This window comes from Alkalihalobacterium alkalinitrilicum, assembly GCF_002019605.1.
GTDB classification, from domain to species: Bacteria; Bacillota; Bacilli; order Bacillales; family Bacillaceae_F; genus Alkalihalobacterium; species Alkalihalobacterium alkalinitrilicum.
The window spans coordinates 3,343,656-3,357,526 of record NZ_KV917368.1 but is presented as its reverse complement, the minus strand read 5'-3'; the positions used below and the strand labels follow the sequence as shown (position 1 = coordinate 3,357,526).

The window sequence follows — 13,871 nt, the reverse complement described above, 5'->3', positions numbered from 1 at the left end:
AAAGTAGGGGAAGCACAGACGGAGTTTCGAACGTATTTTTCAAACCCCAACTTGTTTGAAAGTATTAAAACTTATTTGCAGGAAGATAAATTAACTGCTCTTGAAAAGAGGCAACTCAAAAGTTTACAAAATACAGCTAGAGAAAATCAACTTCCTAAGGAAAGTCTGAAGGAGTTATCTCAACTATCTGCAGAGTTAAATCACATGTTTAATACGTACGAGCCAGAAGTGAATGGGGAGAAGTTATCGGCAAATGACATCCGCAGTATTTTAATGAATAGTTTAGACGAACAAGAACGTATGAACGCATGGAAAGCGTCAAAAGAAGTTGGTCAAGTGGTCGAAGAGAAGCTGTTATCCCTTGTTCATAAAAGAAATCATGCAGCAAAAGCTGTTGGCTATAATAACTTTCACGAAATGTCGTTTGAAAATCAAGAATTGGATCGCGATGAAATTTTTACAATCTTCGAAAACCTAATTGAATTATCTGATACTACCTATCGTAAGTTAAAAAAAGAATTAGATCAGCAATTAGTTAAAAAGTTTGGGATCACGGAATTGGAATTAAGGCCATGGCATTATGTCGATCCTTTTTTCCAAGAGGCACCTGCAACAGAAGTAACTAATTTGGACAGATATTTTAAAAATGCAGATATCGAAAAATTAACAGCAGAAACATTTGCTGCAATGGATATTCCAATTGAAGATCTATATGCAAAAAGTGACTTAAATCCCCGTCCTGGAAAAAATCCAACAGCCTTTTGTATCGATATGGATCGTAGGGGAGACACCCGTGTTTTATGTAACAATCAACCAAATTCCTACTGGATGGGTACGATGTTGCATGAGTTCGGGCACGCGGCCTATTTTAAATACTTAGATTTGGAATTACCTGAACTTCTAAGAACACCTGCTCACATCTTAACAACAGAAGCGATCGCGATGCTGTTTGGTAAGATGACGGGCAACAAAGAATGGTTAGCAACCTTTGTAAAAATCGAGGAAGATGAGTTAGAAACATTGGCTCCAGCATTAGAAAAGTATGAACAATTAAAAATGCTCATTTCAGCAAGGTGGATTATTACGTTTGTATTTTTTGAAAGAGAGCTATATGAAAATCCACAACAAGACTTAAACGCCTTATGGTGGAAGCTAGTCAAAGAAATTCAATTGATCAATCCGCCTGAAGGACGTAATCAACCAGATTGGGCTGCGAAAATCCACTTTACATTAGCACCTGTTTATTATCAAAATTATCTACTAGGTGAGCTGACTTCTGCCCAACTTCATCAGTATATAAAATCTAAGTTATCAGTACCGTTTTTCACAACAAAAGTAGGTCAATTTTTAAAAGAACAGTTTTTTCAACCAGGATCAAAATATCATTGGAATAAGAAAATTGAAAAAGTAACTGGAGAACCGCTTAACCCTCAGTTTTTTGTGGATGCTTACTGTAAAACGGAACAAAAGTAATAAACAAATCCAGGGAGAAATAGTTGCTCACTGGATTTTTATAATTAGATCGCAAGAATGATGGATAATATGAGGATAAATGGATTAAATTAGATGGTATATTGGAAAAGGAATAGGGATAAACACTAAATATTAGATTAACGAGTTACTTTGGATTGGAACTAACTTGGTGGTATTTGTTCAAACAATGATCAAGTTCTTGGCTATATTTAAGGGTTTCGGAATGGTTAAGCCCATTCAGTTTACCATTAGTATTCATCTGGTTTCGCAACCATTCAATTTTATTTTCTAATTTTATAATTTCCTCTATATTTATACTCATAACTTAACTCCTATCAAAATGTAAATAAAGTTCTGTTCTATAAAATGAATACATATGTAATATAATGTATTTTATATAAAAATGTTAAGTAATTCGAAAGATTTTCTATCAAAATTTCTTTTAGCATATGAAATTTGAACTGCAGTTTCAGACAAAGTCTATGATGATTATGAAATATGATGTTCATCAGTCACACAAACATAAAGTGACAAGGAATTATTAAGTAACATTGTGCTATAATACAGCTTATACATAATAAGTGAGTCATATACTGTCAATTATTAAGATAAAAGTAAAGCGGGATACTATAGTGCAATCGAAAATCATCTGTTTATTTGAAATATAAAAGTCCGTTCTTCTATGCTAGAATAAAAGAAAGTATAGATATTCGTTCGACAGTTATTTACTAATACCTTTTCAGCAATGGATCAAACAAAAATTTAAGTTAAAATATCTGCCAATTTGGAGTGAACATATCCACTATGAATTTCAAAAAAGAACTTTCTATTTTATTTGCAACCATGTTTCTTGTTATGGTTGGCTTCGGTATCATTATTCCTGTTATGCCTTTTTACGCTGAAGAAATGGGAGCATCTCCTACTCAGTTAGGTTTACTCATGGCCACTTATTCCTTCATGCAGCTCATTTTTGCACCGATGTGGGGAAGAATTTCCGATCGTATCGGTCGAAAGCCTGTTATTATCATTGGGATATTAGGATTAGCTATGTCATTTTTATTTATGGCACTTTCCACCCAGCTATGGATGCTGTTTGCGGCCCGAATTATCGGTGGGTTTCTGTCAGCTGCTAATATGCCAACTATAATGGCGTATGTAGCCGATATAACTTCAGAAGAAAATCGTGGCAAAGGGATGGGGATTATTGGAGCAGCGGTTGGACTTGGATTCGTTTTTGGTCCTGCCATTGGAGGAGTGTTTTCACAATTCAGTTTGAGCATGCCGTTTTATGTAGCTACCATTGCCGCTTTCATTACAAGTTTACTCGTGTTTTTCCTATTAAAAGAGTCTCTTTCCCCTGAAAGTAGAGCTGAACGAGCTTCGAAGAAAACATCGTTACGTAACGAACTCAAAGGATCAAGATCAATTTTGTTTTACTTACAGTTGTTTGTTTCGTTATCATTAGCTGGACTTGAAGCAACATTTGCGTATTTTGCTGCGGAAAGAGCAGGGCTAGGACCTGTTCAATTAGGTTACATATTTATGATAATGGGGTTAGCAGGGGCAATTGTTCAAGGTGGACTCGTTGGAAGGTTAACAAAAAAATACGGTGAAGGTACTGTTATCCAAATTGGGATTACGGTTTCTGCAGTGGGCTTTGGGTTCATATTATTCATTGACAACTTTACTACAGCTGCCATATTTTTATCCATATTTGGAATTGGAAATGGTCTGATTCGTCCAAGTGTATCTTCCCTTATTACAAAACAATCAGCAACTGGTTACGGAAGTTCAACAGGATTGCTATCTTCTTTTGACTCCCTAGGTAGAATTTTAGGCCCGCCATTAGGTGGTTTCCTCTTTACGTTTGCAATAGGACTGCCTTATATTTCGGGAATTTTCTTATCTGTTGTCGCATTTATCTTATATCGATTTTATGTTGTACAATCGAAACGTGCTGTTGACGAACAATCATAAAATCTAAAGAACCTTAGATCATTCTGATGACGAACCCCAGTAATTCATGAAAGTATGTTTTCTTCTATAACTTAAAGATGAAAGAGTTGAAGTCAATAAATGACTTTCAGCTCTTTTTCTTGTGTGCCAGGCATGGCAACTATCTAGGTGGTGAAAGTCCACTGTGGGGGTACACATCGACCAACCACTAAGGAAGCGCAAGGTACTTATCGTGAGGTAAGGGCTAGAGGAAGCGTGGAATAAAATCTTGGCTCGACGAACAGAAATCTGATACCAAGGCTTTATAAAGGGATGAGGTTCCATGACAAGTCAAAGTCCAAAAGATGTGCGTAACTTTATAGAGTAAATCAGGCGAGTAAAAGAGGAAAGATAGTTGTCTTACCCTGGGAGATCTTGCGAATGTACATATGTACATTCGCAAAAGGTTAACCGCAAGAAGTCAGCAGAAGCCATAGTAATGAGTAATCTCATGAAGGGCTGAACAATTTATAGTGTTTCAACGCCACGAATGCGTAAGTGACGAACTCCGAATGTGTTAATGGTGAAAGAATGAGCGTATCTCAAAGGATAGCCAAAATGGAGCTATCACTTACTACGTGAGAGGAGAGGAGAAACGAGTGTGAAGCTTTTAGAGCAGATTTTAAGTAATCAAAACATGAACGAAGCTTACCTGCGTGTTTATAGAAATAAGGGTGCAAGTGGGGTCGACGGAGTAACAGTCGACGAACTAAAACAATATCTGAAAGAGAACAAGGATGAACTGCGCCAGCGCATCAGAACAAGAAAATACCAACCACAAGCTGCCTTAAGAGTGGAGATCCCAAAAGAAAATGGAAAGATGCGCAAATTGGGAATACCAACAGTAGTGGATAGGGTAGTTCAACAAGCAATTCACCAAGTACTTAGTCCGATATTCGAAAAGCAGTTCAGTGAATTCAGTTACGGCTTTAGACCAAAAAGAAGTTGTGAGATGGCAATTATAAAAAGCTTGGAATATCTGAATGATGGACACGATTGGATAGTGGACATTCACCTTGAAAGATTCTTCGATACAGTCCACCACGATAAACTCATGCGAATTATTGCCAACACAATAGATGATGGAGACGTTATCTCTCTAATAAGAAAATATCTTGTTAGTGGGGTCATGTGAATGGGAAATATGAAGAAACACCAATCGGGACTCCGCAAGGAGGTAACCTCAGTCCATTATTGAGTAATATTATGTTGAATGAACTCGATAAGGAATTAGAAAGTAGAGGATTACGATTCATAAGATACGCTGATGACGCACTCATCTTTGTGAAAAGCGAAAAAGCCGCTGACAGAGTGATGAAATCAATCGTGAGATTTATAGAAGAGAAATTAGGATTGATAGTAAATGCCGAAAAGAGTAAAGTTTCTCGCCCAAAAGAGTTAAAATTCTTGGGATTTGGGTATTATTATGATCCTAATAACAAGAGATATCAAGTGCGGCCTCATCCAATTTCAGTACAGAAATTTCAAAGGAAGCTTCGACAATTGACAAAGCGAAATTGGAGTGTTCCGTTAGACTACCGAATACTGAAACTGAAACAAGTCATATTCGGATGGGTGAATTACTTTAGAATCGCAAATATGAAAACAGCAATGAGTCGAATAGATAAGAAATTACGCTCAAGATTAAGGGTAATCATCTGGAAACAATGGAAGGTAGCGAAAAAACAAATCAAGTCGCTAACTCAATTAGGGATACCTGAAGAAGAAGCGAAAGGATTAACGTTCTGCCGGAAAGGTTATCGGTATATCGGATTATCGAAAGTTGTTCAAAAAGCAATCTCAAACAAAAGACTAAAACAAAGGGGAGTACCCTCTGCTTTAGAACGTTACTTAAAAGTACACACTGTAATATAAATTGAAACGCCGTATACGAGACCCGTATGTACGGTGTTGTGAGAGGGGCGAAAATAGGTTAACTTATTTTCCACCTACTCGATTGCAAAAAAACTTGATTAAGCTATGACGATGAATAGCCTAAATAATTATAAAAAACCTCGTAATGATGGCGGTGTAACCTTTGTATGGTAGAAAATGGGTATCAAATGTAGAAATTTGAAAATACTATAAGTAATAGGGTGATTTTTCCATAACCTTTGGAGGTTTGATATGCCATCAATTTTATCAGTAAGTACTTTTAATCCACCTCATACACTAAAACAAGATATGACGACTGAGTTTGCAAAAGAATTATTTACAAAGGACTTTCAAGATATTGAAAGGTTATTAAAAGCATTTCAAAACGGTCAAATAGAACAGAGGAATTTTGCTGTTCCGATGTCATGGTTTGAAGCTGACCATTCGTTAGGGGAGCGGAATGACTTATATATTAAGTTAGCGACAGAGTATGGTGTTGAAGTGATTCGGAGTTGTTTATCCAATCCTGAATTTCTAAAAAAAACTATTAATTGTTCAGAAATAGAAGCTATTTTTTTTGTATCGAGTTCAGGACTATCAACTCCAAGTATAGAAGCCAGAATTATGAATCACTTACCCTTTTCGCGCCATACAAAAAGAGTTCCAATATGGGGCTTAGGGTGTGCGGGGGGCGCGGCTGGGATTAGTAGAGCTTATGAATATTGCTTAGCGTTTCCACAAGCAAAAGTACTAGTGTTGTGCGTTGAGTTGTGTAGTTTGACCTTTCAAAGGAATGATCGAACAAAGAGTAATTTAATAGGAACATCGCTTTTTGCGGATGGAGCTGCCTGTGTATTAATAGGTGGGGATCAAAGTGATTATTCAGTAACCCAAGATCCAAAACCCTATGTACTAGGTACACACTCCTGTTTAATGCCTTACTCTGAAGAAGTGATGGGATGGGATATAAAGGATAACGGATTATTTGTTGTTTTTTCAAGAGACATTCCAACCATTATTGAAAAGTGGTTGAAGCCAGTCATTGATGAATTTTTAACTCAATATGGACTTCATTTAAAAGATGTTACTCATTTTATTGGACATCCTGGTGGAAAAAAAGTACTTGATGCTTACGAAAAAACTTTAGATATCGATCAGGAGATGACCCGCCACTCTCGGAAAGTCCTTCGAGAAAATGGGAATATGTCATCACCAACTGTTTTATATGTATTAAAAGAAGTCATGGGTATAGAAACGGAACTAGGTGATATAGGGTTACTTGGAGCATTAGGCCCTGGTTTTTGTTCTGAACTCGTACTTGTTGAATGGAGATAGGGAGGTGAATATGATGTTGTTTTTTACCACGATATTAGTTGTCATCATACAAAGGGTAATTGAATTATTAATTGCTAGAAGGAACGAAATCTGGATGAAAAAACAGGGAGCTTATGAGGTAGGGAAAGAACATTATAAATGGATTGTGATTTTACATACCCTGTTTTTTGTAAGTTTCTTATTTGAAGTTGTTTATTTTGGATTAAAGCCTGCAGTGTGGTGGTTTGTTCCGTTTCTAATGTTCATCCTCGCTCAAATGGGAAGGGTGTGGAGTTTAACTTCATTAGGGGAATTTTGGAATACCAAAATCATTGTTTTGCCTGGGGCAAATGTAGTGGCGAAAGGACCTTATCAATACATGCGCCACCCTAATTATGTAATCGTTGGTTTAGAAATTATTACACTACCACTTATTTTTCAAGCTTACGGCACAGCGGTTATTTTTACAATTTTAAATGCTATCGTTCTTTCAGTAAGAATTCGTCAAGAAGAAGAGGCTTTAAGAGAGGTTACAAATTACGAAGAACAATTTAATGGGCGTTATCGTTTCATTCCGACGGTGGAAAAAGACTAAATTACTACACGGTTCTGTCATTTTGTTCATACAATAAAAGTAATCACTATGAAAAGGATGATTTGACATGCCAGTGATTAATAATATTTTTAATATTAAGGTCCATAATGTTGCATCTAACGGATCCGTCAACTTTGGTAATGCTGCTTTTGATGGAAATAATGTTAACTTTAAATCACAAGGAATGAATACGACGATTGGAGACGCATCTCCACAATGGACACCATCGAGGAACTGGGCAAATGACTCGGACTTTAAGGACCAAGTTCAAAATGAAGCAGAATTGGCATCACCATCAGTACAAACCCCTGGAAGCGGAGCCATTTAGGGGATGATAAAGGTATCCATTCTTAATATCAATGTGAATAATATTACGCTAAATGGCTCACTTAATATTGGGAAAACGGTAATTATAAAACCAACCATTAATTATGACGAAGAAAAAAATAACACTAACGAAAAGGTGGATGAACAAGAGTAATGTTCATCCGTTTTTTTACGTAGACTGTGTTATAGTAAAATGTGAAACACTGTTGAATTTAGGCTCAGTGTGTGAAATATTAGTACCGCAAGCCTTTACTTAATCTAACTGTTGAATATTTACTCGCTTCTTTTCTTCAGAGGGTGAAATGAGACGATGCAAATGTACATATAAAATCCCGCTTTGATACGTGGCCTCGATTTTATCATCTCTTACAGGATAAGGAAGTTCGATCGTTCGCTCAAATTTACCATGTAGCAGCTCCTCTTGAACTAAACGATAATGGGGAAAACGTAGGTTAATCTGCCCCTTTACTTCAAGAACTCTTTGATATGCATAGACATCTATTTGACTAATTTCTTTTAACCCTGGTAAGGCAATTAAACAAAATAACTCATTGCCTGATTCATAAAGGTTAAGCTTCGGGCTATTTTCATACATCATGTCTTGAAAATCGACCCAAAAGTCTTCATCCATAAACTTCGTCAAGCTTTTCTTCCACTGTTGAAGTTGACTAAACTTATTCATTAACGATCACCTAATTTTTCTATTTGCTAAATTTTATGTTATTTCGTCCGTTTTGTGCTTATACAATAGTAGAAAGACTCAAATAAGGATGTGTGAGGAGCGGATTTGATGTATCAACAGTTTTACGAAATGTTAAAGCAACTGGAGCAACGCATCCGAGCGTTGGAGCAAGAAAATGAGGAGCTAAAGCATCAATTAGACGAAGTAAGGCCAATAGTAATAGAAAATATCAACTATAAAATACAGGAAATTAATGTACAAGAATTAAAAGGAACATTAAATATTGGTTGGTCTGGGGAAGCAAGTATTGATGATGTTTCAAATATGATTGGGGAGGTTAATGAGAATACTGAGGAAGAGGGTGACTAGAAACTCTTTTCTTCAGTTATTTTTTTTGTTATACTAACAAAATTTAATAAGGACAAGCTTATAGGAGAGGGGTGATTTGATGATTAGCTGGTTACTTGGTAATTGGTTTATGATCATTATCATTATTTTAGTTATCAATATAATATATGTGACCTTATTTACCATTCGGATGATTTTTACTTTAAAAGGGCAAAGGTATTTTGCTGCTTCGGTTAGTATTGTGGAAGTTATTATATATATTGTTGGATTAGGGCTCGTGTTAGAAAATTTAGATCGTATTGAGAACTTAATAGCCTATGCTGTAGGGTATGCGATTGGTGTGCTAATTGGGATGAAGGTAGAGGAGAAATTAGCTCTAGGTTATATCACTGTTAACGTAATTACAAAAGAATACGAACCTGATATACCGAATGCACTCCGTGATAAAGGTTACGGCGTAACAAACTGGGTCGCTTATGGTCGTGAAGGAGAGCGACTTATGATGGAGATCTTAACATCACGCAAATCAGAAGACCATTTATACAAAACGATCAAAGCGTTAGATCCTAAAGCGTTTATTATCTCGCATGAACCGAAAACGTTTTACGGTGGGTTCTGGGTGAAAGGAATTCGGAGGTAGTTATGAGTAAACAAAAAAAGAAGTTACGATTTGAAGTAGGAGAAAATGAAACCATTGCTCAGTGTTTAGAAAGAATGGACCAAGAAGGCTACCAGCCTACCCGTAGAATGGAAGAGCCTGTGTTTCAAGAGATTACAAAAAACGGTAAAAAAGAAGTTAAACCAATCCGTCAAAAGATTGTATTTGAGGGCACTCTAAAGGAAGAAAATTAGTCGTATTTTCACGATACTTGTAAATAACTAAGTAAAACACGAACATTATTTTTATAAATAAAATTATTGTTCGATTTTCAGTTGACAAGTAATCTTACATACTGCTAAGATAAATGTAGCAATTGAATATGAACGTACCTCATATAAATTTGAGAATAAGGCTCAAAAGTTTCTACCTGACGACCGTAAATTGTCGGACTATGAGGGAAAGTAGCATCTAAGGCCCTTAGTTATTATGGGGCTTCCAGGTAACTTTTATTTAAGCCTTACTATGGTTTACTTTCTCTCTAAAGTAGAAACCAAGTATAGGCTTATTTTTATTAAGTAAAAATAAAATTGATATTAACTCTTGCCGTTTATGGCAGTAAATTGAGTGTTACTAAAAATAAAGATATAAATAAAAAAGTCTATGATGGAGGGACTTAGTGTGAAACCTTTGGTCGGTGTCATAATGGGAAGTATTTCAGATTGGGAAACGATGAAACATGCCTGTGTTGTTCTAGATGAATTAGGGATTGTTTATGAGAAACAAGTAGTATCAGCGCATAGGACACCAGACTTAATGTTTGAGTATGCAGAAACAGCTAAAGAAAAAGGACTAAAAGTGATTATTGCTGGTGCTGGTGGAGCAGCGCATCTCCCAGGGATGGTGGCAGCTAAAACAGTGCTTCCAGTCATTGGTGTTCCTGTTCAGTCTAAAGCATTAAATGGTCTAGACTCTCTTTTGTCTATCGTCCAAATGCCAGGTGGGGTTCCGGTAGCAACGGTGGCAATCGGTAAAGCAGGAGCTACGAATGCAGGTTTACTTGCTGCGCAGTTCATTGGTGCTTATGATGAAGAAATTAGCATACGGCTTGAAAAAAGAAGAGAAGACACAAGAAAGCAAGTACTAGAAAGCAGTGATCAACTATGAGTAACAGATTAGTAGAGCCTGGGAAAACGATTGGTATACTTGGCGGTGGACAACTAGGAAGAATGATGGCTCTTTCAGCGAGAGAAATGGGATTTAAGATTGCCGTTTTAGAACCTCAAGAAAATTCACCGTGTGGACAAATTGCCGATGTTGAAGTCGTTGCAAATTATAATGATTTACAAGGCGCCCAAAAATTAGCTGCAAAATGTGATGTATTAACGTATGAATTTGAAAACATTGATAGAAAGACAGCAAGATGGCTTGATGAAAATTTATTTTTACCACAAGGATATAAATTATTAGAAACAACACAACATCGTATAAGCGAGAAGGAAGCGATCCTAAAGTTAGGTTTACCGGTAGCTCCTTACGTTTCTGTAAATGAGTTAGTAGATTTAGAACAAGGGATACGAGATCTTGGATTACCCGCCGTTTTAAAAACGTGTCGAGGTGGATACGACGGAAAAGGTCAGTACGTCATAAAGGAAAGAGATCAAATTCAAGAAGCATTTGAACTATTAAAGCCTAGTGGTGAACTAGTTTTAGAACAATGGATTACCTTTGAAAAAGAATTATCAGTGATTGTTTCTCGTAATGTAAGGGGACAGGCTGAGACGTTTCCAGTTGCTGAAAATATTCATGTGAATAATATTTTGCACCAATCGATTGTTCCAGCAAGAATAGATGAGGGTGTACAAGGGAAAGCAAAAGAAATGGCCCTTCGTTTAGCGAGTGGTTTAGACATGGTTGGAACACTTGCTGTAGAAATGTTCTATACCAGTGAGGGTACGCTTTATATTAATGAACTTGCACCGAGACCGCATAATTCAGGCCATTACACAATAAATGCTTGTGAGACCTCCCAATTTGAACAGCATATACGAGCGATTTGTAATTGGCCCCTTGGAAAAACGACATTGCTTAAACCAGTTGTAATGGTGAACATCCTTGGGGAACATCTTCCACAATTGATGCAAAAGGTTGATCAGTTCCAAGAAATAAAGCTACATCTTTATGGGAAAGCTGAGGCGAAAAAAGGTCGGAAAATGGGCCATATTAATATAGTAGCCAACTCCACAGAAGAGGCTATTGAAAAAGTAAATGCACTTGAAATTTGGTAAATGTGCTAGAATAACAACGAAAAATAATTTTAACTGTTGATGGAGGAAAATAAATGATCGAACGTTATACACGACCTGAAATGGGTTCAATCTGGACAGAAGAAAATCGTTATCAAGCATGGTTAGAAGTAGAGATTGTTGCTTGTGAAGCATGGGCTGAATTAGGAATTATCCCTAAAGAAGATGTTCAGAAAATTAGAGAGAATGCTGGGTTTGACGTTAACCGAATTTTAGAAATTGAAGAAGAAACACGCCATGATGTGGTTGCATTTACTCGAGCAGTTTCAGAAACTTTAGGTGAAGAACGTAAATGGGTTCACTACGGATTAACATCAACAGACGTTGTTGATACAGCAGTTTCTTATTTACTCCGACAAGCAAACGAAATCATCGAAAAAGACATTACGAACTTCATTGAAATATTGAAAAATAAAGCGATTGAACATAAATATACGGTTATGATGGGCCGTACTCACGGTGTACACGCGGAACCGACAACATTTGGTTTAAAACTAGCACTTTGGCATGAAGAAATGAAACGAAACTTAGAAAGATTTAAATTAGCGGCTGAAGGTGTTCGCTTTGGGAAACTTTCAGGAGCTGTTGGAACTTATGCAAATATTGACCCAGCAGTTGAGCAGTTTGTATGTGAAAAATTAGGGCTTCAAGCGGCACCAATTTCTACACAAACACTTCAACGTGACCGTCATGCAGAATATATGGCAACATTAGCGTTAATTGCGACATCGATTGAGAAATTTGCAGTGGAAATTCGCGGATTACAAAAAAGTGAAACGCGTGAAGTGGAAGAAGCTTTTGCAAAAGGACAAAAAGGATCTTCAGCAATGCCACATAAACGTAACCCAATCGGATCTGAAAATATGACGGGGCTAGCAAGATTAATTCGTGGCTATATGCTGACATCTTATGAGAATGTTCCATTGTGGCATGAACGCGATATTTCTCACTCATCAGCGGAGCGTGTGATTCTTCCAGATGCAACAATCGCACTTAACTATATGTTAAATCGCTTTGGTAACATTGTGAAAAACTTAACGGTGTTCCCTGAAAATATGAAACGAAATATGGAAAGAACTTATGGACTGATCTATTCTCAACGTGTGCTTCTTTCATTAATTGATAAAGGTATGGTTCGAGAAGAAGCTTATGATTTAGTACAACCGAAAGCAATGGAAGCGTGGGAAAAAGGCATTCAGTTCCGTGAGTTAGTCGAGCAGGAAGAAAAAATTACATCGATGCTTTCACCTGAAGAAATAAACGATTGTTTTGATTATAATCATCACTTAAAGCATGTCGATACAATTTTTGATCGTTTAGGTTTAGTATAAAAAAATCAATGGGGAGTTTGTTCTCCCCTTATCCATTCAAATTTTCTAAATTATGTGGAGGGCTTCGCTGTGGAAAAAAGAGGCATGTTATACGAAGGTAAAGCAAAGAGAATATTTGAAACAGACGAAAAAGATATTCTGTGGATTGAATATAAAGATGAAGCCACAGCATTTAACGGTGAGAAGAAGGACACGATCATTGGTAAGGGACGTTTAAACAATGAAATCACTTCCATTATTTTTGAGAAGCTTCAGGAAAAGGGAATTGAAAATCATTGGGTCAATCGACTATCAGAAACAGAACAACTTGTAAAGAAAGTAACGATCATCCCACTTGAAGTGGTTGTTCGTAACATTATCGCTGGGAGCTTATCTAAGCGACTAGGTATCGATGAAGGCACAGTGATGGAGGATCCGATTGTTGAATTTTACTACAAAGATGATGATTTGGGAGATCCACTCGTGACAGAAGACCATATTCGAGTGTTAAATATCGCAACGAAAGAACAACAAGAGATTATGCGTGAAAAATGTTTACAAGTGAATGAAGTTCTAAAAGAAGTTTTTGCAAAAATCAATGTACTTTTAGTAGATTTCAAGCTTGAATTTGGGATGACCAATGATGGTGAGCTACTTCTCGCAGATGAAGTGTCACCTGACACATGCCGTCTTTGGGATAAAGATACAAACCAAAAATTTGATAAAGACGTCTATCGTCGGAATTTAGGAAACTTACAAGATGGATATCAAGAAATTTTAAATCGCTTAGGAGGATCATCATGTACAAAGTAAAAGTATTCGTTACATTAAAAGAAAGTGTATTAGACCCACAAGGAACTGCAGTGAAAGGTTCTCTACATGCATTAACGTATAACGAAGTAGAAGATGTACGTATTGGTAAATACATGGAGTTATTAATTAATAAAAGTGAACAAGACCTCGATGCAAGAGTGAAAGAAATGTGTGAAAAACTTCTAGCTAATACAGTTATTGAAGATTACCGCTTTGAAGTAGAGGAGGCATAAAC

Annotated in this window: 18 protein-coding genes and 1 riboswitch; of the genes, 16 read left to right on the top strand and 2 right to left on the bottom strand. The window is 36.7% G+C overall.

The window, feature by feature from the left end:
* Positions 1 to 1,473, top strand: a 1,473-nt coding sequence (locus tag BK574_RS16160; protein WP_078430893.1) for a M2 family metallopeptidase, incomplete at its 5' end; no start/stop codon positions are given.
* A gap of 145 nt (positions 1,474 to 1,618) precedes the next feature.
* Here BK574_RS16160 and BK574_RS28860 read toward each other — a convergent pair.
* The gene (locus BK574_RS28860) at positions 1,619 to 1,795 is read right to left on the bottom strand and encodes an aspartyl-phosphate phosphatase Spo0E family protein (protein WP_078427322.1); all 177 of its coding nucleotides are present in this window, start codon (positions 1,793 to 1,795) and stop codon (positions 1,619 to 1,621) included.
* A gap of 482 nt (positions 1,796 to 2,277) precedes the next feature.
* Between BK574_RS28860 and BK574_RS16150 the strand changes: the two genes are divergently transcribed.
* The 7 genes from BK574_RS16150 to BK574_RS27600 all read left to right on the top strand — a co-directional run bounded on the left by BK574_RS16150 (position 2,278) and on the right by BK574_RS27600 (position 7,733).
* Positions 2,278 to 3,450: an MFS transporter gene (locus BK574_RS16150; RefSeq protein WP_078427323.1), complete on the top strand. Its 1,173-nt coding sequence runs from the start codon at positions 2,278 to 2,280 to the stop codon at positions 3,448 to 3,450.
* 619 nt (positions 3,451 to 4,069) lie between these two features.
* Complete coding sequence (locus BK574_RS29075) at positions 4,070 to 4,603, top strand: reverse transcriptase domain-containing protein (RefSeq protein WP_338020601.1); 534 nt, start codon at positions 4,070 to 4,072, stop codon at positions 4,601 to 4,603.
* A complete protein-coding gene (locus BK574_RS29070) occupies positions 4,600 to 5,343 on the top strand; it encodes a reverse transcriptase domain-containing protein (RefSeq protein WP_338020600.1) in 744 nt (247 codons plus the stop codon). Before BK574_RS29075 ends, BK574_RS29070 begins: the two co-directional genes overlap by 4 nt.
* Before the next feature lie 252 nt (positions 5,344 to 5,595).
* Complete coding sequence (locus BK574_RS16140; protein ID WP_078429313.1) at positions 5,596 to 6,678, top strand: type III polyketide synthase; 1,083 nt, start codon at positions 5,596 to 5,598, stop codon at positions 6,676 to 6,678.
* Positions 6,679 to 6,691: 13 nt separating this feature from the next.
* The gene (locus BK574_RS16135) at positions 6,692 to 7,252 is read left to right on the top strand and encodes an isoprenylcysteine carboxyl methyltransferase family protein (RefSeq protein WP_078429312.1); all 561 of its coding nucleotides are present in this window, start codon (positions 6,692 to 6,694) and stop codon (positions 7,250 to 7,252) included.
* Positions 7,253 to 7,319: 67 nt separating this feature from the next.
* Positions 7,320 to 7,580 (top strand): spore germination protein, encoded by a 261-nt coding sequence (locus BK574_RS16130; protein ID WP_078429311.1) that lies wholly within the window; start codon positions 7,320 to 7,322, stop codon positions 7,578 to 7,580.
* Between the two features lie 3 nt (positions 7,581 to 7,583).
* The gene (locus BK574_RS27600) at positions 7,584 to 7,733 is read left to right on the top strand and encodes a hypothetical protein (protein WP_158211680.1); all 150 of its coding nucleotides are present in this window, start codon (positions 7,584 to 7,586) and stop codon (positions 7,731 to 7,733) included.
* 99 nt (positions 7,734 to 7,832) lie between these two features.
* Here BK574_RS27600 and BK574_RS16125 read toward each other — a convergent pair whose 3' ends face one another.
* Positions 7,833 to 8,261 (bottom strand): Hsp20/alpha crystallin family protein, encoded by a 429-nt coding sequence (locus tag BK574_RS16125; RefSeq protein ID WP_078429310.1) that lies wholly within the window; start codon positions 8,259 to 8,261, stop codon positions 7,833 to 7,835.
* A gap of 108 nt (positions 8,262 to 8,369) precedes the next feature.
* Here BK574_RS16125 and gerPC point away from each other — a divergent pair, with 108 nt between their 5' ends.
* The 8 genes from gerPC (at position 8,370) to purS (ending at position 13,869) form a co-directional block, all read left to right on the top strand.
* Complete coding sequence (gerPC, locus tag BK574_RS16120; RefSeq protein ID WP_078429309.1) at positions 8,370 to 8,630, top strand: spore germination protein GerPC; 261 nt, start codon at positions 8,370 to 8,372, stop codon at positions 8,628 to 8,630.
* A gap of 79 nt (positions 8,631 to 8,709) precedes the next feature.
* Positions 8,710 to 9,249 (top strand): DUF2179 domain-containing protein, encoded by a 540-nt coding sequence (locus BK574_RS16115; RefSeq protein WP_075388970.1) that lies wholly within the window; start codon positions 8,710 to 8,712, stop codon positions 9,247 to 9,249.
* A 2-nt stretch (positions 9,250 to 9,251) separates the two neighbouring features.
* Positions 9,252 to 9,461: an NETI motif-containing protein gene (locus tag BK574_RS16110; RefSeq protein WP_078429308.1), complete on the top strand. Its 210-nt coding sequence runs from the start codon at positions 9,252 to 9,254 to the stop codon at positions 9,459 to 9,461.
* 119 nt (positions 9,462 to 9,580) lie between these two features.
* A riboswitch (purine riboswitch) is annotated at positions 9,581 to 9,682 on the top strand.
* Between the two features lie 206 nt (positions 9,683 to 9,888).
* The gene (purE, locus tag BK574_RS16105) at positions 9,889 to 10,374 is read left to right on the top strand and encodes a 5-(carboxyamino)imidazole ribonucleotide mutase (RefSeq protein WP_075388972.1); all 486 of its coding nucleotides are present in this window, start codon (positions 9,889 to 9,891) and stop codon (positions 10,372 to 10,374) included.
* Positions 10,371 to 11,495, top strand: a complete 1,125-nt coding sequence (gene purK / locus BK574_RS16100) for a 5-(carboxyamino)imidazole ribonucleotide synthase (protein ID WP_078429307.1) — start codon at positions 10,371 to 10,373, stop codon at positions 11,493 to 11,495. Before purE ends, purK begins: the two co-directional genes overlap by 4 nt.
* Before the next feature lie 53 nt (positions 11,496 to 11,548).
* Positions 11,549 to 12,844, top strand: a complete 1,296-nt coding sequence (gene purB / locus BK574_RS16095; protein WP_078429306.1) for an adenylosuccinate lyase — start codon at positions 11,549 to 11,551, stop codon at positions 12,842 to 12,844.
* Positions 12,845 to 12,928: 84 nt separating this feature from the next.
* The gene (gene purC, locus BK574_RS16090; RefSeq protein WP_420796994.1) at positions 12,929 to 13,636 is read left to right on the top strand and encodes a phosphoribosylaminoimidazolesuccinocarboxamide synthase; all 708 of its coding nucleotides are present in this window, start codon (positions 12,929 to 12,931) and stop codon (positions 13,634 to 13,636) included.
* Positions 13,624 to 13,869 carry a phosphoribosylformylglycinamidine synthase subunit PurS gene (purS, locus tag BK574_RS16085; RefSeq protein ID WP_075388976.1) on the top strand — a complete coding sequence of 82 codons (246 nt, stop codon included), beginning with the start codon at positions 13,624 to 13,626 and terminating at the stop codon, positions 13,867 to 13,869. The genes purC and purS overlap by 13 nt, the downstream gene beginning before the upstream one ends.
* The last annotated feature ends 2 nt before the right edge of the window (positions 13,870 to 13,871 follow it).